Genomic DNA, 18,673 nt, shown 5'->3' on the forward strand with positions numbered 1-18,673 from the left:
CCCGCGTACCGGGCAGTTTGTTGATGATTGTTTACACCCATGGGACGGGAATTCGCGCTGTGATAGCTTGTGCCCCATGGAGTATGTCGATTTTTTGGTGTCCTGGCTGGGCGGCAACCCCAGGATGGTGACCGCCTGGGCGTTGGTGCTCATGCTGGCACTTGCCTGGCTGTGGCGCGGCCACCGGGCTAACAAGGAGCGCGCCCGCTTCAAACCCTTGCCGCGCAGCCGCGCGAAACAGGCCGGCGCCAAGGGGGCCGGCACGGTCGTCACCCCCAAGGCCCAGCGGCGCGTGCGAACACGCCGGTAGGCCAGTGCCACCGCGCGCCAGGCAAACCGCTACCATCCCGGGCATGACATTGCCTACTGCGCCCTCCCCCATCGCCTCTTCCACCGTCCACTTCGGCCACCAGGGCCGTGTCTGCATCGTCACCGGGAGCGCGCAGGGCATTGGCGAGGCCTGCGTGCGGCGCTTTGCCCGCGAAGGCGCACACACGGTGATCGCCGATGTCGACGATGCCCGGGGCACGGCCCTGGCCCAGGAACTCGGTGCGCTCTACGTGCGCTGCGACGTGGGCGACAAGGCCGCAGTGGATGCCCTCGTGGCGCGCACGCTGCAGGCCCATGGCCGTATCGACGTGCTGGTGAACAACGCCGGCATCTTCCGCGCGGCGGATTTCCTCGAAGTGACCGAGGAAGACTTCGACGCCGTGCTGCGCGTCAACCTCAAGGGCTCGTTCCTGGTCGGCCAGGCCGTGGCGCGGGCCATGGTGGCTTCGGGCGGCGGCTCCATCGTCAACATGAGCTCGGTCAACGGCGTGCTCACCATCCCCAGCATCTCCAGCTACAACGTGAGCAAGGGCGGCATCAACCAGCTCACGCGCGTGATGGCGCTGGCCCTGGCCGACAAGAACGTGCGCGTGAATGCGGTTGCGCCCGGCACCATCGCCACCGAGCTGGCCGCCAAGGCCGTGCTCACCAGCGACGAGGCCAAGGCCAAGATCATGTCGCGCACGCCGATGAAGCGCCTGGGCGACCCGGCCGAAATCGCCGACGTGGTGGCCTGGCTGGCCAGCGATGCAGCCAGCTACGTCACGGGCGAAATCGTCACGGTCGACGGCGGCCGCATGACCCTCAACTACACCGTCCCGGTCTGACCATCAGGCCTGCTGCACCCGCCTGAGCAGCCCAGCCGGGCTGCTTGGCCAGCCCACACGGCCAAACCAGGCGCCGCCGGCAATCGCCCAGCCGATCACGATGCCGTAGACCACCAGGGCCACACCCTGGGCGGCAAACACGCCGGCCAGGCCGCCGTCCCATCGCAGCGCCAGCCAGCCGCCCACCACGGCGATCACCAGCCGGGCCAGGTTGCCGGCCACCGGCCAGAACAGGCGCCCGGCCCCCTGCGAGGCGAAGTACAGCACCAAGCCCAGGCCGAAAAAGCCATACACCGGGCCCACCGTGCGCAGGTACTGGCTGCCTGCGGCGATCATGGCCGGGTCGCTGGCGAACAGCGACAGCCAGGTGGCGGGAAAAAACGCGGCCCACAGGCCGATGGCCTCGGTCATGCCGAACGCCATGGCGGCGCCGATCCAGGTGGCGCGCAGGGCGCGCTCGCGCTGGCCCGCGCCGATGCAGGTGCCCACCATGGCCACCAGCGGCGCACCAAAGCCGAACACCAGAGGCACCATCAGGTATTCGAGCCGCGATGCCGTGCCGTAGCCGGCAATGGCCGCTGTGCCGAAGCCGCCCACCAGCGCCGTGGTGACGCCGATGGCCACATTGGTCGCCACGGTGGAGACCGCCCCCACCAGGCCCACGCGCAGAATGTCCACGAACAGCGCCCAGCGCAGTTGCAGCCCCTTGAACGCGGGCCGCAGCAGGCTGCGCGGCGACCACAGGTACCAGGCCAGCACGGCACTGCCCAGCACGTAATAGGCCATGAGGGCGATGGCACCGCCCGCAATGCCCAGGCCCGGCAACGGGCCCCAGCCAAAGATCAGCAGCGGCGACAGGGGGATGAGCACCAGCGCGCCCCACACCGTGACATAGGCCGGCACGGCCATGTTGCCCGTGCCGCGGATGATGGCCGCCAGGGTGTTGAACACCCAGACGCAGACCGCGCCGGCAAACACCCAGTTCGAATAGATGAGCGCCGCCTCCAGCGCGCCCCCGGCCCCGCCCATGCGGGTGTAGAGCCAGCGCCCGCCCCCCACCACGGCCAGGGTGAACACGAGCGAAAACACCAGCCCGATGACCAGCGCATGCAGCACCAGCGCATCCGCGTCCTCGCGCCGGCGCGCACCCAGCGCCCGCGCAATGGCCGCCGCCACACCGCCGCCAATGGCGCCGGCCGACATCATCTGCATCAGCATCACCACAGGGAACACCAGCGCCATGCCGGCCAGCGCATCGGTGCCGAGCCTGCCGACGAAATAGGTCTCGATCAGCCCCACGCCGGCCTGGGCCAGCATCACCAGCACATTCGGGGCCGCCATGCGCAGCAGCGTGGAGGCGATGGGTGCCTCCAGCAGCATGCGGGTGCGCGGGTTCATCGCGTCTGCGGAGGCGGCGGCGCTCATGGCGCAGCCCCGGGCTTGCGCGGCACGACGATGCGAACGGTCGAGACCTGCAGCACGTCACCATGCTGGTTCAGGGTCTCGCCGAACAGCGTGCCCTTGGCGGCGGCATCGTCCAGATGGAAGGGCTGCGGGTCGAACTGCCTTGCAAAGCTGACGATCTGCTCGGCGTCCATCGCGTGCTCGCCGCTGGTGAAGCGCCGGCCCACGGTCATGTCTTCAAGGTACAGGGGCTGCGTTGCAGCAATGGTATCGGTCATGGTCAACAGGCTCTTTGCAAACGGGATCGGGGTATCAGGCGGCGGCGGGGACCAGGCGCTTGAGCGGCGCCTCGCGGATCGGCAGGTTCACCAGCGCAGCACCCAGGGCCAGCGCGATGTCGATGTACCAGACCCAGTCGTAGCTGCCCGTGGCCTGGAACACGCTGCCGCCCAGGTAGGCGCCGAAGAAGCCGCCGATCTGGTGCGACAGCATCACCACGCCGAACAGCATGGCCATGTTGGCCGTGCCGAACATCTTGGCCACCAGCCCGGCCGTGGGCGGCACGGTGGACAGAAAGGTCACGCCCATCACTGCGGCAAAGATCAGCATCACGGCCGTGGTCTTGGGTGCGAACAGAAAGATCAGCACCGCCAGGCCGCGCGTGGCGTACAGCAGCGACAGCAGCGACTTCATGCGCCAGCGGCCCACGGCCCAGCCCATGGCCAGGCTGCCGATGATGTTGAACAGGCCGATCATCGCCAGCGACCAGCCGCCCACCTCGGGTGGCAGACCGCAGGCGGCCACCACACCGGGCAGATGCGTTGCCAGAAAGGCCACGTGAAAACCGCACACCAGAAAGCCCGCCGACAGGTACAGGTAGCTGCGCGTGCCCAGCGCCTGGGCAATGGCTTCGCGCGCCGTCAGCGCCTTCACGCCCGATGCCGCTGCGGCCTGCGCCGCCAGTGCCTTCGAGTTGCCCTTGAGCACGAAGACCGCCGGCAGCGCCAGCAGCACCAGCACGCCCAGCCACTGCATGGCACTGGCCCAACCCACCGCGGCCGTCAGGCCAATGGCAATCGGCGCCATGGCGAACTGGCCGAACGAGCCGCCCGCGTTGACGATGCCGGTGGCCAAGCCGCGCTTGTTGGCGGGCACCAGCCGGGTGCTGGCGGCCATCAGCACCGAAGGGCCAGCCATGCCGGCACCACCCGCCGCCAGCACGCCAATGGCAAAGATCAGCCCAGCCGTCGTCGTCATCAGCGGGGTGATGAACGTGCCCAGGGCCACCAGCACCACCCCCAGAAAGATCACGCGCCCGGTGCCGATGCGGTCGGCCACCGCGCCCGCAAACGGCTGCGTGAGGCCCCACCACAGCTGGCCAAAGGCAAACGCTAGGCTGATGCTGCCCACGCCCAGGCCCGTGGACGTGTTCAGGGAAGAGAGGAACAAACCCATGGTCTGGCGCGTGCCCATGGTGAGTGCAAAGGCGCCTGCGGCGGCCAGAAGCACCAGCCAGATGGCGATGGGTGGGACGGCAGGCTTTGGGGAAGCTGGCGCGGAAAAGGTCTGTTCATTCGCCATGGTCGAGCTCCGAGATGGGGGACAGCAGTTCAAGGCACTCATCTGCCAGGGTGTGCAGCGCCATCACACGTTCCACGCCCAACAGGTCGTTGAGCGACAACTGCGCCACCTTCCAGCAATGCTGGGCTTCGGCGCGCTTGTCACGGCCCGCATCGGTGATGTGCACCAGGCGGCTGCGGCCATCGGCGCCGGCCTGCAGGGTCACCCAGCCGGCATCCACCAGCGGGCGCAGGTTGCGTGTGAGGGTGGAGGCATCCATCTTCATCTCCGCCGCCAGGTCGCCGGGGCGGATGGGGCCGAGCTTGAGCACATGCGACAGCAGCGAGTACTGCGTGGTCTTGAGGCCGCACTTCGCCATCTCGGCGTCGTAATGCTGCCCGACCCGGCGCAACAGCTGGCGCAGCTTGAAGTTGGTACAGCCCTGCGGACGCGCCGCAGCGGGTGAAGGAAGGGTGATTTCGGCTTGCATGGATTCGATTGTATCTGCAATAATTGCATATACAACACTTCAACTGAACGAAGACCCATGACACAACACAACCAACTCGAACAATGGCTTGCCCTGGAGCAAGAGGTGATGGCCCGCATGGATGGCGGCGTGGGCCCCGGCGTGTCCCGGCCCGACCAGGTGGCGGGCCTCGACGGCCTGCAGATGATGCAGGCCATGCTGCGCGGCGAGCTGCCCTACCCTCCCATCGCCCGCACCCTGGACTTTCGCCTGGTGGAGGTCAGCGCGGGCGTGGCCATCTTCCAGGGCACCCCGGGCGTGGAGCACCTGAACCCCATGGGCACCGTGCACGGCGGCTGGTTCGCAACCCTGCTCGACTCGGCCCTGGGCTGCGCGGTGCACACCCGCATGCTGCCCGGCCGCGGCTACACCACGGCCGAACTGGGCGTGAACCTGGTCAAGGCCATCACCCCCAAGGTGCAGCGCGTGCGCGCCGAAGGCCGTGTGATCCACTGCGGGCGCCAGTTGGCCACGGCCGAGGCGCGCCTGGTGGGACCCGACGGCACCCTGTACGCCCACGCCACCACCACCTGCCTGGTTTTCGATCTACCGGCACAATCGAGGGCATGAGATTCCTCCACACGATGCTCCGCGTTGGCAACCTTCAACGCTCGATTGATTTCTACACCCAGGTGCTGGGCATGCAGCTGCTGCGCCAGTCCGAAAACCCCGAGTACAAGTACTCGCTGGCCTTCCTCGGCTTCGACGGCGGCAACCCCGGCCAGGCCGAGATCGAGCTGACCTACAACTGGGGCACCGAGAGCTACGACCTCGGTACGGCCTATGGCCATATCGCGCTGGGCGTGCCGGATGCGTATGCGGCCTGCGACAAGATCAAGGCGGCGGGCGGCAATGTGACGCGCGAGGCGGGGCCGGTCAAAGGCGGTAGCACGGTGATCGCGTTTGTGACGGATCCTGATGGGTACAAGATTGAGCTGATTGAGCGCAAGAACGATACGGGTGGCACGGGATTGCGCTGAGTGCCTGCCCCCCACGAAAGTTGCCCGGCGATGCCGGGCATTTGCGTTCATGCCTCTGCACGCCGGAACGCAGGTCCAACCTCTACGCGGCACGATTCGGCAAAGTCGATGCGGCACTCGCCCACGGCGAAAATCTGTATGCGATTTTGTTACATATAGGCATATGCACCGGCCACTGGACAATTTGTCCAGCCGTGAACCTATGCTTTGCATACCATGGGGCTAGGCTGCTGGTGGACAGCACCTTCTTACCCCGCGCGAAATCTCACAGGCCTGCGACCACACTGGGGTGAAGAACGCTACGCACCGGGTTACGTAGACAGCACAGCCACCGAACCCATTTCAAAGTTAAACCATGATCTACCCAACCCTCAATTTCGCAAACGGCGTCTTTTCCAGTAACAAGGCGCTCTATTTTCGATCCGGGTTGGTCAACAAGGTAGAGAACGGCGCCCTGAGCATCGGCCACTCTACCGACAGAGTGGTAGACCCTTGGGTAGCTGCCGACGGCGCCGTTTTGAAACAGGCTCACAACGGCAAGGACGGTATCGGATTCAATTTCGAGGTCTCGCACAACCATGAAGCGAACCATTTCACCGACTGCTCTCTGATCAGCTTCGCGGAGGGATGGCTTCTTCTCGAAGAGAACGAAACAGGCAAATTCATCGCGTACAACTACCTGGAAAAGCGTTACCTGGAATTCAACAATGCCAGAGTGCGGAGTTTGAATCACGCTGGCGGTTTCTTCTTTGAAGAAGGCCGACATGGATGGTCGGTATACGACCACCAAGGCATTAAAGTATGCGAGTGCAATGCTGTCAGCGACGGCAACCGTCCGGAAAATGCGCTCAGCTTGTTCAAAATCGGCGAAACCATCCATCTCAGCGTGGGCGGTGAAAATGGCGCAGCATTCCTCGTGCCTTTTTCTCTGAGCCGGGGCGAGTTGGGGCCTCGTGTAGAGCGACCCAGCGGATATATCGTTTCCATTGTTCAAACCCTCGATGGGGTTTTCTTCGCAGACAAATCAGGCATTTTCAAAGCCGCTTCGGATGATCTGTCAATTGCAGAGAAAATTGCCGTTTTCGACCCAGACAAGTTCAAGGGCACACTGCTGTTCTGGCACAACGACCAAGCGCTGTATGCAGCGTCTTGCGGCGCCAATTTTCTCAACAGCTATCTGCCCGATGGCACCGTGGTCAGCTCGGTAAGCCTGCCCTCCCAATGGAAATTCTGGCTGGGCAACCCTGTACACCTCCAGGTGGTAGGCGGCCGAAGCCTGGTTTTCTTGAGTCCCGACGATTACCACCAATGGGGATGTGGGGCACTGTTGTCCATACCCGCCGGTACATCTTTCGGCCAAGAGATTTTCGCGGAAGAGAGTTTGCAGACCTTGAACATCAGCCAGACCATGGCAGTCGATGGTTCCCACGGATACCGCTTGAAGATCGGCTCCGTTGATGCAGAGGTGGCCACCCGGCACGCCGCCCACCACCTGGCGAGCCTGGTGAACAAGGTGGCCCCGGGTCTCATGAACAGCGGCTTCACCCAGGACAAGAGCTTCAATGGAACCTTGGAAATCGAACTGATCACGCCACAGCCCATCGACGGCGGGCATTTACACATGGACTACCTCAAGGAATTGTTCCGCCAGATGCAAACCAGTCCGCAGAGTTACAAGGCGGGCAACCGCAAGGGCCCGCTGCGCCTGAGCGTTTTTTGGCATGCCGCTACCGGCGGGTCTGAGGAGCTGGTCTTTTCAAGCACCTGAGCGTTCCAGCCCGGGCTGGCATAGCGCAACATCATCGCCGATGGCGTGTGGCACGCAGACATGGAGCCTCGCGCCGGAACACAGGGCTTGTCCGAGTGATCAGATCGCAGCCAGCACCACTTCCACCCGCCGCGCCTCCGCATTGCTGCCACCCGCAGTAGTTTCCTCAGGCTTCTTCAGCTCGATCTTGTCTTCGGCCACGCCCAGGCCCTTGAGCGCGTCGCGCACCGCGTAGGCGCGCTGCTTGGCCAACTCGGCATTGGCGGCGGCGTCGCCCGTGGCGTCGTGGAAGCCAGAAACCACAGCCTTCTTGCCTTCGGCCACGCCTTTCACCACGTCAGCCAGGGCTTCGTTGGCGCCTGCGGCCAGCTCGGCCTTGGCGCTGGCGAAGTAGAACTTCACCACGCCGTTGTCCACGCGCACGCTGGCGGCGTCTGCTGCAGCAGCCGCAGCAGCCGCAGCAGGGGCAGCCATGTCAGCGGCCGGGGCGGCTGGCGCGTTGTTTGCAAGGGCGGTGGTGGACGCAGGCGCTGCCTTGCTGGCAGACGCGGCGCCCAGGCGCTTGACCACCACGGTGCCGACCGCGGTGGAGATGACCAGAGCGATCAGGATGAACAAAAAACCGAGGGCAAAACGTTCTTGGCTGTCGTTGTCGGAACTACCGGACATGGGGTCTCCCTGTATGTATGTATATCTATGTGCGTGATGGATGTTTCGGGTGCCAGGCTTGGGCACCTTCTTCATTGTAGAGTGATGGCATGACGAGTCTTCCCGCACCGCTGCGCGATCCCGCTCCCATGCTGGAGCGGGCCCTGCACGAGTGGGGTGGCCACAAGGACCTGTGGGTGTTCGGCTACGGCTCCCTGATCTGGCGCCCCGATTTCGACTTTTCCGAGCGCCGTGCTGCGCGCGTGCATGGCTGGCACCGCGCATTGAAGATGTGGAGCCGCATCAACCGTGGCACGCCCGAGTGCCCGGGCCTGGTGTTCGGCATGCTCTCGGGCGGCAGTTGCCGGGGCATGGTGTTCCGCGTGGACAAGGCGCATGCGCGCCAGGTGCTGATCAACCTGTGGCAACGCGAGATGATGACCGGCGTGTATGACCCGCGCTGGCTCACCTGCCATACGCCCCATGGCAGCGTGCAGGCGCTGGCCTTCACCCTGTCGCGCAAAAGCCCCAACCACACGGGCGAGTTGCCCGACCAGGAATACTGCCGCATCTTTGAGCAGGCCTGTGGCAAGTTCGGCACCACGCGCGATTACGCCCAGGCCACCTACGACGAGTTGCGCCGCATGGGCATCCACGACCGCTCGCTGGGAAGATTACTTTCGCTTACCGACAAAAAGCAGGCATAGTGGCGCACTTGGAAGGTGCGAATCGTTCGCAGCCTTCACCACGTTCACCACGCCCAACGCGCCAGGGCGGTGCGTCTTTTTTTCTTGTCTTCTGGAGTCCATTGCCATGAACAGTCTTCGCATTGCATCGCTTGCCCTCGCTGTCGCATCCCTGGCGGGTTGCGCCGCCTTTTCGTCCTCCGGCCCCAGCGCCACCGGCAAGCTCGAAGCCACGCGTGGCAACACCACCACCGGTATGGTGACCTTCACTCAGACGGGCGAAACGGTCAAGGTAATGGGCGAGGTGCGTGGCCTCAAGCCGAATGCCGAGCATGGCTTCCACATCCATGAAAAAGGCGACTGCTCCAGTGGCGACGGCATGAGCGCCGGCGGCCACTTCAACCCCGGTGGCAAGCCGCACGGCAACCACGGCGGCGCCGAGCACCACACGGGCGACCTGCCCAGCCTGAAGGCCGACGCCGGTGGCGTGGCCAAGATCAGCTTCGAGTCGCGCTCCATCCGCGTGGGCAGCACCGCCAACGACATCGTCGGCAAGGGCCTGATCGTGCACCGCGACCCCGACGACTACACCACCCAGCCCACCGGCAATGCCGGCCCGCGGCTGGCGTGCGCGGTGATCACGGCGAAGTAAGTCTGCCCGCCAGGATCTGCTCGGCGCGGGCCAGATCCTGCACGGTGTCCACATCGGTCACCGTGCCTTCATCATGCACCTCCACCAGGCGCAACCTGCCCTGCTGCGCCTGCTCGCGCACCACGCTGGCGGCGCCCTGCTCGCCCGCCAGGGCCAGCAGGCCAGGCAGGCACAGCGCTGAAAAAGCCACCGGGTGGCCGCGCTCGCCACGGTGCACCGGCACGGCCACCGCGCACCCGTACAGCGCACCCACCATGCCGCGCAGGGTTTCTGGCCGCACCAGGGGCAGATCCGCCGGCAGCACCAGCCAGCCGGGTGCAGTGGCCGTGGCCCGCACCGCCGCCGCAATCGAATCCCCCATGCCCGGGTGGCCGGCGTCTTCCAGGTGCCAGGGCAAGCCGCTCTCGCGCACGGCGGCCAGCGTGTGCTCCAGCACGGGCACGCCACGCAGCAATGCGCTCAGCTTGTGCACGGACCCACCCGATGCGGCAAAGCGCTCGCCCCGGCCCGAGGCCAGGACCAGCACCACGGGGGACGGCAGCGGGTCCGGAACAACAACCATCACGCCAGCTTGAAGGGCAGCTCGCGCGGCGTCTTGCCGGTGAGCTGCGCAATGGCGTTGGCAAACGCCGGCGCCAGCGGTGGCAGGCCGGGCTCGCCCATGCCCTTGGGTGGGTCGGCACTGGGCACGATGTGCACGGCCACCTGGGGCATGTCGGTGATGCGCGGCACCGCGAAGTCGCCGAAATTGCTTTGCTCCACCACGCCGTCCTTGAGGGTGATGGCGCCACCGGGCAGGCACATCGACAGGCCCATCAGCGCCCCGCCCTGCACCTGGGCCTCCACGCTCTTGGGGTTGACCACCAGGTTGCAGTGCACCCCGGCGGTGATGCGGTGCAGCTTGGGCGTGCCGTCCTTCACCGAGGCCTCGACCACATAGGCCACCACGGATTCGAACGACTCGTGCACCGCCACGCCCCAGGCGCGGCCCGCAGGCAGCTTCTTCTTGCCGTAGCCCGACTGGGCCACGGCCAGTTGCAGCGCCGCCTTGTGGCGCGGGTGCTTGTCGCCCATCAGGCGCATGCGGTAGGCCACGGGGTCTTGCTTGGTGGTGCGGGCGACCTCATCGATCAGCGTCTCCATGGCATAGGCGGTGTGGGTAGAGCCCACGCTGCGCCACCACAGCACCGGCACATTGACCTGCGGGTGGTGCACCGAGAGCTTCATGGGCACATCATAGGGCTCCTTCATGCCTTCGATGGCGGTGGCGTCGATGCCGTTCTTGACCATAAAGGCCTCGAAAGGCGTGCCCTTGACGATGGACTGGCCCACGATCACATGGTCCCAGGCGAGGATGTTGCCCTGCGCGTCAAAGCCGATCTCGGCGCGGTGCACGTGCATGGGGCGGTAGTAGCCGCCCTTGATGTCGTCCTCGCGGCTCCAGAGCGTGCGCACCGCCGCCGTGAGGCCCGCGCTCAGCGCGGCCTTGGCCACGCCGCAGGCCTCCACCACATAGTCGCTGGTGGGAATGGCGCGGCGGCCAAAGCCGCCCCCGGCCATCTGCGTGTGGACCTTGATGTTCTGCGGTTGCAGGCCCAGCACCCTGGCGGCGGCCAGCGCATCCGTGCCCGGCATCTGCGTGCCCATCCACAGCTCGGCCTTGTCGCCGCTCAGCAGCACGGTGCAGTTCAGCGGCTCCATGGGCGCATGCGCCAGGTAGGGGAAGACGTACTCGGCGCTGATCTTGTGCGCCGCGCCGGCCAGCGGGGCCGTGTCGGCCTGCATGGCGACCAGGCCGGGCTTGGCCGCAAGCTCGCGGTAGCTGGCCAGCAGCGCGGTGGTGTCGGGCTTTTCCACGGCGCTGGTGTCCCATTCCACCTTGAGCGCATCGCGGCCCTGCTTGGCCGCCCAGTAGCCATCGGCGATCACCGCCACACCTTCGCCGCCCCGGTCAGTAGGCACGCGCAGCACGGCCTTCACCCCCTTGACGGCCTTGGCGGCCGAGTCGTCCAGCGACTTGAGCTTGGCCGCAAACACCGGCGGGCGCGCCACCACGGCGGTCAGCATGCCGGGCAGGCGCACATCGATGCCATAGTCCTGCAGGCCGCTGGACTTGGCCTTGGCGTCGAGCCGCCCCGTGGGTTGGCCAATCAGGCGGAACTGCTTGGGGTCCTTCAGCGTGACCTTCTCGGGCACGGGCAGCTTCATGGCGGCTTCGGCCAGCTCGCCATAGCCGAGCTTCTTGCCGCCGGGGCCCACGACAAAGCCGTTCTGCGTGCGCAGGGCCGAGGCGTCCACGCCCCACTGCGCTGCAGCAGCCGACACCAGCATGGCGCGGGTGCGGGCACCGAGTTCGCGGTACTGGGTGTAGGAGTTCTTGATCGAGTTGGAGCCGCCCGTGAGGTGCATGCCGTAGGCCGGGTCGGCATAGGCCACGTTGGCATCGCCGTGCGTGCTGCGCACCTTGGACCAGTCGGCGTCGAGCTCCTCGGCCAGGATCATGGGCAGGCCGGTCTGCACGCCCTGGCCGAAGTCCAGCCGGTTGATGGTGACGGTGACCGTGCCATCGGGCTCGATGCGCACGAAGGCCGAGGGCTGCTCGAAGGGCTTGAGGCCGGCGGCCGGCGCGGCGGCGCCCTGCGCCACAGCCGCCAGTGGGAACGCGCCCAGCGCAAAGCCGGAGGCCGCCGTCACCTTGAGGAAGGTGCGGCGCGCCAGGCCTTCTGAAAAACCGGGGCCGGTGGATTCATCGGCGCTCTGCGCCTTCTCCATCAGGGCCAGAAGGTGCTTGGGCATGTGGGCCTGTACGGCCACGGGGTCGAAATGCATGGTGTGGTTCTCCTTCAGGCCAGGGTGCGGGCGGCATCGTGGATGGCCGCGCGGATGCGCACGTAGGTACCACAGCGGCAGACGTTGCCGGCCATGGCGGTGTCGATGTCGGCGTCGCTCGGCTTCTTCTTGCCCTTGAGCAAGGCCGTGGCGCTCATGATCTGGCCGCTCTGGCAGTAGCCGCATTGCGCCACGTCGTGCTTGACCCAGGCGGCATGCACGGCCTTGCCCACCTTGTCGCTGGACGCGATGGCCTCGATGGTGGTGATCTTCTGGCCCGCCGCCGCCGAGATGGGCGTGATGCACGAGCGGATCGGCGCCCCGTTCAGGTGCACGGTGCAGGCGCCGCACAGCGCAGCGCCGCAGCCGAACTTGGTGCCGGTCATGCCCAGCGTGTCGCGCAGGGCCCAGAGGATGGGGGTGGATTCATCGGCATCTACAGCCGTTTCTTTGCCATTGATGTTGAGGGTGGGCATCGTGGGTTCTCCGTGGGGGATATTTTTGAGGGAAAGCAGGTAGAACGGTAAAGCGGTGATATGTCAGGCCGACAGGTCAGCGGCGCCATCGCCGTCGGTCAGGGCGCAGCAGGTGCAGTTGAAATCGCGGCATTTTTAAGAGAATATTTATTCGATTAAAGCGCAAATCGGCGGCTTATGCTTTGAGCGCATCCCAGCACAGGCTGAAGGCGGTCTGGTGCAGGGCCTCGTCGTCGGGCAGGACACCGGTGCGTATCAGGCCGGCGGTTTCGCGCACCGAGCCGATCAGGCTGGCCGTGAGCAGCGGCACCGGCACGGCCTTGAGGATCTCCTGCTGCTGGCCCTCCTGCATCAGCGCGAAAAAGCCGGCCATGAGGCGGGTGGAGAACTCGCGGTTGCCCTCGGTGAACCAGGGCGAGTTGTAGTACTGCTCCTGGAACACCACTTCGGCATGCTGGTCCAGCCGGTGGCGCAGCAGGTTGCCCCAGATGCGGCGCACCCGGGCGCGGTACGGCAGGCCGGGCACCACGCCCTCCATGATGCGCGCGGCGGTGACGGTCTTGGCGTCCTGGTAGAGCTGGCTGATGAGCTCGTCCTTGGACGGGTAGTAGACGTACAGCGTGCTCGTGGCAATGCCCGCCGCCCGCGCGATCTGCGCCATGGTGAGTCCGCTCAGGCCCGTCTGGCCGACCAGGTCGAAGGTGGCCTGCGCAATGGCGCGCTGCTTTTCATCGTCTTTGGGTTTCATCGCCTCGCCAATATAAGCGAATTTTTATTCGCCAACAACCAGCACCGCGCGGCCCGTCTGGTGGGGATGCACAATCGTGGCCATGACCACCTCCATCGCCGATCTGCGCAAGAGCTACGAGCGCGCCGAACTCAACGAAGACGCCTCGCATGCTGCACCCCTGCAGCAGTTTGATCAATGGCTCAAGGAAGCCATTTCCGCGCAGGTACCCGAGCCCAATGCCATGACCCTGGCCACCGTGGGCGGCGACCTGCGCCCCAGCACGCGCATCGTGCTCATCAAGGGATTCGACGAGCGCGGCATCGTCTGGTTCACCAACTACGACAGCCGCAAGGGCCGCCAGATCGCGGGCAACCCATTTGCGGCGCTGCAGTTCCACTGGGTGGAGCTCGAGCGCGTGGTGCGCATCGAGGGCGTGGTGGAAAAGGTCAGCGACGAGGAAAGCGACGCTTACTTCGCCAGCCGCCCGCTCGACTCGCGCATCGGTGCGTGGGCTAGCCCCCAAAGCCAGGTGATCCCGGGCCGCAGCGTGCTGGTGGCCAACGCCGCCAAGTATGGCGCGCAGTTCCTGCTCAAGCCCCCGCGCCCGCCGCACTGGGGCGGCTACCGCCTCAAGCCCGAGCAGTGGGAGTTCTGGCAGGGCCGCAAGAGCCGCCTGCACGACCGGCTGCGCTACCGGCTTGACGGTGCCGACTGGGTGCGCGAGCGGCTGGCGCCCTAAACCAGAAAACGGGTCACCAAGATGATCACCACCGGCATGGTGATCAGTGCCAGTGCGGTCGATACTGCCACGCTGGCCGTCACCTCGTCCTGCGCCACTTCGTAGCGCTGCGAGAACAGGAACACGTTGGCCCCCACGGGCAGCGACGCGGCCACGATCATCACGGCCAGCGGCATGCCTTTGAGGCCCATGGCCCAGCCCACTGCGGCCATGGCCACAGGGTGCACCAGGCACTTGACCAGCGCGATGCGCATGGCCGCGCGGAAATGCGTGCCCACCGTGGTGAAGGCCAGCGTCACCCCCACCAGCAGCAGCGCCAGCGGCCCCAGGGCCTGGCCCAGCAGTTCCAGCGGCTTGTCGATCACCAGCGGGATCGGCAGCCCAGTCTGCGCATACAGCAGGCCCACGATGATGGGCATGGGGATGGGGTGGATGATGCCGTTGCGCACCGCCATGAGCACCGTGCGCAGCATGGAGCGGCCCTCATGCCCTGGCGTACCCGCGCGCTCGCGCGCCGCGGCCAGCTCGAACACCACGGTGGCCGCGGTCAGCAGGATCAGCGCGTGCAGCGAGATCAGGGTGAACAGCGTGACCAGGCCCGCCTCGCCAAACACCAGGCCCACCAGCGGCACGCCGATCATCACCGTGTTGCTGAACATGTTGGCCAGCGCCCGGGCCGCTGCCAGGCTGGTGAAGCCCAGCAGCGCCATGGTGCCGCCGAACACCAGGCCCGCCGCCGCGAAGTAGGCAGCGATGGGCGCAAAGTCCACATCGCCCAGGTGCACCGAACTCATGGTTCGGAATAGCAGCGCTGGGGTGAGCACCATGAACACCAGGTTAGAGAGGTCCTTGACCGACCCCGCCCTGATCCAGCCCCGGTTGCCCGACAGGAAGCCGATGGCGATGAACAGGACGACGGGGATCAGGGAGGCGAAGACGGGGGAGTTCACAGGGCAGCGGCGCGCGGGAGAGGAGCCTGCGAGTGTAGTACCTGCAAGGGTTTTCCCTCAGTCCAGCCCGTCGAACACTGCGTCATCGGGCCCCACATGGGAGGGCGAGCGCCAGCCGGCATCGCGCATGCTGCGCGCCACCTGGTTCTCCACCCCCATCAGCACCGCGAACAAGGCCATGCGGATGGGGATGCCGTTGTCCGTCTGGCGGAAGATGGCCAGGCGCGGGTCGTGGTTGAGGTCGGTGGACAGGTCGTTGGCACCGGGGCGGCCATCGCGCGGCAGCGGGTGCATGAGGATGGTGTCGGGCTTGCACAGCGCGTCCACCAACGCCTTGCGCACCTGGAATTCGGGCGTGTAGCCCTCAATGGCTTCGCCCACGAAGCGCTCCTTCTGGATGCGCGTGGCATAGACCACGTCGGCACCGCGCAGCCCCTCCTCCAGCGAGGCCGTCTGCTCGATCACATGGCCGTTGCGCGCCACCAGCTCCAGCAAGTAGGCTGGCATCTCCAGCGAGGGCGGGGCCACCAGGCTGAACTTGAGCCCCTTGTACAGCGCCAGCAGGCGGATCAGCGAGTGCACCGTGCGCCCGTACTTGAGGTCGCCGACCAGGGCCACATGCGTGCCGTCGACCAGCTTGCCCAGGCGCGAGAACTCGCGCTGGATGGTGTACAGGTCCAGGATGGCCTGGCTCGGGTGCTCGCCCGGGCCGTCGCCCGCGTTGATCACCGGGATGTTGGTGGCGCGCGCGAACTCGGCCACCGCCCCCTGCTCGGGGTGGCGCACCACCAGCGCATCCACATAACCGGCCATCACCCGGCTGGTGTCGTAGATCGACTCGCCCTTGGCCATGGACGAGAAGGTGAAGCCCGTCGTGTCGCAAACCGTGCCGCCCAGACGGCAGAACGCCGCGCCAAAGCTCACCCGGGTGCGCGTGCTGGCCTCGAAGAACAGGCTGCCCAGCACAGCCCCTTCCAGCACCCGCGAGACCTTCTGACGCCGGGCGATGGGCTGCATCAGGTCGGCGACCTGGAACAGTTCCTCCAGGCTGCCGCGGTCGAACTGGGCCACCGAGAGCAGGTGCGGCCGGCCTTCGGCCGCGATGCGCTGGGCCAGCGGCTTGGCTGCGGGCGCCCTGCCCGGCCCGGCCCCGGTGTCTCGCGCCTCGTGCGCGAGGATTTCGGAGACGAACTTTTCCACCATCTCCGGCATGCTGCGCGCCTCGCCCGAGTCGGCTGGCAGCAGCCAGGTGTCCAGGGCCCGTCGGCGCACGCCCAGCCGGTCGGAAAACGCGTCGCGCGTCAGGTTGAGGCGGCGCATGGCGTCGCGCAGGAAGTCTTGTTGGCTGTTCATGGCCATAAATTATACGCAATGCGTTTTCAAATAAACGCATTGCGTATATTTTTATTGAAAAAGTTCAGGAGCCAGTGATCTTGAACTAAGGTAAACACGGGCCTCAGCGACCACCAGAGGAGTAGCATGCAAGCAGTTGTTACCGCCATCTGATGCGCGTTGGTGGCCGTTGCAAGACATGCCACTCGATAGGGATGCCATGACCAACACAGCCCTCCATGCAGGAAGCAGCCGGCTTGCCCTCGGGATCTGCATGGCCGCTTGCCTGGTGCCCAGGGCACACGCCCAGGCCGATGTCGCCCAGTTGCCGCTGGAGCAACTGATGCAGATGGAGGTCCGCACCGCGAGCCGCTACCTGCAGAGCGCTCTGGAGGCCCCCGCGGCGGTCAGTGTGGTGACCTCCGAAGACATCCGCACCTTCGGGTACCGCAACCTGGCCGAGATTTTGGCCAGCATGCGCGGGCTGTATGTGTCCTACGACCGGTCCTACCACTACCTGGGCATGCGCGGCTTTTCCACGCCCGGGGACTACAACACCCGGGTGCTGCTGCTGGTCGACGGGGTCCGGTTCAATGACAACCTGTACGACCAGGCGCCGGTGGGCACGGATTTCCCCATCGACGTCGACCTGATCGAACGCGTCGAGTTCGTGCCCGGCCCCAGTGCGGCCGTGTATGGCGCGAATGCCTTTTTCGGCGTGCTCAACATCATCACGCGCGAGGGCCGGCAGTTCAAGGGCGCGCAGGTCAGCACCGAGCTGGGCAGCCACGGCCACGCCAAGCTGCGCTGGACGCTGGGCACGGTGGACGAACACGGTGGCGACTGGCTGCTGTCCGCATCGCGCTCCACCACCCGGGGCGATGACCTCTACTACCCCACCTACGATACGCCCCAGCAGAACCACGGGATCGCGCAAGGGCTGGACTACGACCGCAGCACCACCTTGTTTGCCAAGGTGCGGCGCGGGGGCGTGACACTCTCACTGTCGCATGGCGAACGCGTGAAGGGCCTGCCCACGGCCGCCTTCTCGCAGGTATTCAATGACCCGCGCTCGCGCGTGGCCGACTCCAGCACGCGCGTCTCTGCGGAGTACGCAGGCCTGTGGAGCCCGGCCCTGCATTTCACGGCGCGCATCCATGGCGGCCAGTACCGGTATGTGGGCGACTATGTCTACGACTACCCGCCCGTCACCGCCAACCGGGACCTTGGCCGTGGCCGGTGGGTGGGCTCGGAACTGCAATGGGTCAGCACGGCGCTGCAGCGGCACAAGATCTCCTGGGGCGTGGACTACCGGCGCGACTTGGACATCACCCAGCGCAACATGGACCTGGCGCCCGCAGCGCAGTACCTGGACAAGAGCAGCAGCGGCGATGTCATGGGCATCTACCTGCAGGACGAAGTGGCGCTGCGCTCCGACCTGGTGCTGCACGCCGGGCTGCGCTGGGGCAAGCACTCGGACAGCAAGGGCAGCCTGCACCCGCGCCTGGGCCTGGTGTACCTGGTGGGGCCCGCCACGGCCCTCAAACTGCTGTATGGCACGGCCTACCGGCCCCCCAATGCCTATGAGCGCGACTACCGCGTGGAAACCCCTGGCGGGGTGGTGGGCACGGCCAGCCTGCGCTCGGAGCGCGTGCGCACCACGGAGCTGGTGCTGGAGCACGCCCCCTCGGGTGCCACGCGGGCACTGGTCACGGTGTTCAAGTCGCGCGTGTCGCACCTGCTGGCCATCGGCGATGCGCTGCAGGCCGACCGGCTCATGTTCAGCGACGCCCACAGTGCCGGCGTGTACGGGATGGAGGCAGAAATCGAGAGGCGCCTGGGGCCCGATGCCCGGTTTCGCGTGGCCTACAGCTGGCAGCGGGCGCGCGATGCCGTCACCCGCGAAACACTGGCCAATTCGCCCCGGCACCTGCTGAAGGCGCACTGGTCCAGCGCCATCGGCGGCGCCGACGCTGCCCCCTGGGCCCGAGGGCGCTACGGGGTGGAGGCCATCGCCATCGGCGCGCGCAGCACGCTGGCATCGCGCCTGCCCGCCCACGCGGTGGCCAACCTGACCTACACCACGCGGCTGGCGGGCACCGACGTCGCCCTCGGGGTGTACAACCTGTTCGACAAGCGGTTTGCCGACCCGGCGTCCTTCGAGATCCGCGGGGACTCGATGGCGCAGGACGGCAGAACCTGGCGCCTCAAGCTCACCTACGCGTTCTAGGCC

At 66.4% G+C, this 18,673-nt stretch carries 20 protein-coding genes; 9 read left to right on the forward strand and 11 right to left on the reverse strand.

Translation table 11 applies throughout. From position 1 onward, the window contains the following. Positions 1-76: 76 nt before the first annotated feature. Both ASE28_RS16420 and ASE28_RS16425 read left to right on the forward strand, forming a co-directional pair. Complete coding sequence (locus tag ASE28_RS16420) at positions 77-310, forward strand: hypothetical protein (RefSeq protein WP_057202988.1); 234 nt, start codon at positions 77-79, stop codon at positions 308-310. Between the two features lie 43 nt (positions 311-353). Beyond that, entirely contained in the window at positions 354-1,157 is an 804-nt protein-coding gene (locus tag ASE28_RS16425; RefSeq protein WP_057267554.1) for an SDR family NAD(P)-dependent oxidoreductase, read from the forward strand. Between the two features lie 3 nt (positions 1,158-1,160). On the opposite strand, the gene ASE28_RS16430 is transcribed toward ASE28_RS16425, so the two are convergent. From ASE28_RS16430 to ASE28_RS16445, 4 genes are read right to left on the reverse strand one after another with little or no spacing between them, the layout of a single operon-like run. Next, entirely contained in the window at positions 1,161-2,582 is a 1,422-nt protein-coding gene (locus ASE28_RS16430; protein WP_057267555.1) for an MATE family efflux transporter, read from the reverse strand. Then, complete coding sequence (locus tag ASE28_RS16435) at positions 2,579-2,839, reverse strand: MaoC/PaaZ C-terminal domain-containing protein (RefSeq protein WP_057267556.1); 261 nt, start codon at positions 2,837-2,839, stop codon at positions 2,579-2,581. The genes ASE28_RS16430 and ASE28_RS16435 overlap by 4 nt, the downstream gene beginning before the upstream one ends. Positions 2,840-2,873: 34 nt before the next feature. Next, positions 2,874-4,142, reverse strand: a complete 1,269-nt coding sequence (locus ASE28_RS16440) for an MFS transporter (protein ID WP_057267557.1) — start codon at positions 4,140-4,142, stop codon at positions 2,874-2,876. Further along, the gene (locus ASE28_RS16445; protein ID WP_057202993.1) at positions 4,132-4,611 is read right to left on the reverse strand and encodes a MarR family winged helix-turn-helix transcriptional regulator; all 480 of its coding nucleotides are present in this window, start codon (positions 4,609-4,611) and stop codon (positions 4,132-4,134) included. The genes ASE28_RS16440 and ASE28_RS16445 overlap by 11 nt, the downstream gene beginning before the upstream one ends. A gap of 57 nt (positions 4,612-4,668) precedes the next feature. Here ASE28_RS16445 and ASE28_RS16450 point away from each other — a divergent pair, with 57 nt between their 5' ends. The 3 genes from ASE28_RS16450 (at position 4,669) to ASE28_RS16460 (ending at position 7,398) form a co-directional block, all read left to right on the forward strand. Further along, entirely contained in the window at positions 4,669-5,220 is a 552-nt protein-coding gene (locus tag ASE28_RS16450) for a PaaI family thioesterase (protein ID WP_157422004.1), read from the forward strand. Beyond that, the gene (gloA, locus tag ASE28_RS16455; RefSeq protein WP_057267558.1) at positions 5,217-5,630 is read left to right on the forward strand and encodes a lactoylglutathione lyase; all 414 of its coding nucleotides are present in this window, start codon (positions 5,217-5,219) and stop codon (positions 5,628-5,630) included. Before ASE28_RS16450 ends, gloA begins: the two co-directional genes overlap by 4 nt. Before the next feature lie 355 nt (positions 5,631-5,985). Further along, positions 5,986-7,398, forward strand: coding sequence for a hypothetical protein (locus ASE28_RS16460; protein WP_057267559.1), 1,413 nt, complete (start codon positions 5,986-5,988; stop codon positions 7,396-7,398). Positions 7,399-7,497: 99 nt separating this feature from the next. On the opposite strand, the gene ASE28_RS16465 is transcribed toward ASE28_RS16460, so the two are convergent. Further along, positions 7,498-8,067 (reverse strand): OmpA family protein, encoded by a 570-nt coding sequence (locus ASE28_RS16465; RefSeq protein WP_057267560.1) that lies wholly within the window; start codon positions 8,065-8,067, stop codon positions 7,498-7,500. An 89-nt stretch (positions 8,068-8,156) separates the two neighbouring features. On the opposite strand from ASE28_RS16465, the gene ASE28_RS16470 reads away from it, so the two are divergent. After that, positions 8,157-8,753: a gamma-glutamylcyclotransferase gene (locus ASE28_RS16470; protein WP_057202997.1), complete on the forward strand. Its 597-nt coding sequence runs from the start codon at positions 8,157-8,159 to the stop codon at positions 8,751-8,753. Between the two features lie 106 nt (positions 8,754-8,859). After that, positions 8,860-9,384: a superoxide dismutase family protein gene (locus tag ASE28_RS16475; protein ID WP_057267561.1), complete on the forward strand. Its 525-nt coding sequence runs from the start codon at positions 8,860-8,862 to the stop codon at positions 9,382-9,384. On the opposite strand, the gene ASE28_RS16480 is transcribed toward ASE28_RS16475, so the two are convergent. The 4 genes from ASE28_RS16480 to ASE28_RS16495 form a co-directional block, all read right to left on the reverse strand. Beyond that, on the reverse strand, positions 9,371-9,946 hold the full coding sequence (locus tag ASE28_RS16480) for an NTP transferase domain-containing protein (protein WP_057267562.1): 576 nt from the start codon (positions 9,944-9,946) through the stop codon (positions 9,371-9,373). The two genes, ASE28_RS16475 and ASE28_RS16480, sit on opposite strands and share 14 nt — an antisense overlap. Next, complete coding sequence (locus ASE28_RS16485; RefSeq protein ID WP_057267563.1) at positions 9,946-12,213, reverse strand: xanthine dehydrogenase family protein molybdopterin-binding subunit; 2,268 nt, start codon at positions 12,211-12,213, stop codon at positions 9,946-9,948. Before ASE28_RS16485 ends, ASE28_RS16480 begins: the two co-directional genes overlap by 1 nt. Positions 12,214-12,227: 14 nt before the next feature. Then, a complete protein-coding gene (locus ASE28_RS16490) occupies positions 12,228-12,689 on the reverse strand; it encodes a (2Fe-2S)-binding protein (RefSeq protein ID WP_057203001.1) in 462 nt (153 codons plus the stop codon). Between the two features lie 175 nt (positions 12,690-12,864). Further along, a complete protein-coding gene (locus tag ASE28_RS16495; RefSeq protein WP_057267564.1) occupies positions 12,865-13,437 on the reverse strand; it encodes a TetR/AcrR family transcriptional regulator in 573 nt (190 codons plus the stop codon). 82 nt (positions 13,438-13,519) lie between these two features. Between ASE28_RS16495 and pdxH the strand changes: the two genes are divergently transcribed. Further along, positions 13,520-14,158 (forward strand): pyridoxamine 5'-phosphate oxidase, encoded by a 639-nt coding sequence (gene pdxH, locus ASE28_RS16500; RefSeq protein WP_057267565.1) that lies wholly within the window; start codon positions 13,520-13,522, stop codon positions 14,156-14,158. On the opposite strand, the gene ASE28_RS16505 is transcribed toward pdxH, so the two are convergent. Both ASE28_RS16505 and ASE28_RS16510 read right to left on the reverse strand, forming a co-directional pair. Continuing rightward, a complete protein-coding gene (locus ASE28_RS16505) occupies positions 14,155-15,108 on the reverse strand; it encodes an AEC family transporter (protein WP_057267566.1) in 954 nt (317 codons plus the stop codon). The genes pdxH and ASE28_RS16505 overlap by 4 nt on opposite strands. 57 nt (positions 15,109-15,165) lie before the next feature. Continuing rightward, positions 15,166-16,461, reverse strand: a complete 1,296-nt coding sequence (locus ASE28_RS16510; protein WP_057267849.1) for an aspartate carbamoyltransferase — start codon at positions 16,459-16,461, stop codon at positions 15,166-15,168. Between the two features lie 199 nt (positions 16,462-16,660). On the opposite strand from ASE28_RS16510, the gene ASE28_RS16515 reads away from it, so the two are divergent. Then, positions 16,661-18,670 (forward strand): TonB-dependent siderophore receptor, encoded by a 2,010-nt coding sequence (locus ASE28_RS16515; RefSeq protein ID WP_235516149.1) that lies wholly within the window; start codon positions 16,661-16,663, stop codon positions 18,668-18,670. Positions 18,671-18,673: the final 3 nt, after the last annotated feature.

Origin of the sequence: Acidovorax sp. Root219 (genome assembly GCF_001428665.1) — a bacterium.
GTDB lineage: Bacteria > Pseudomonadota > Gammaproteobacteria > Burkholderiales > Burkholderiaceae_C > Acidovorax.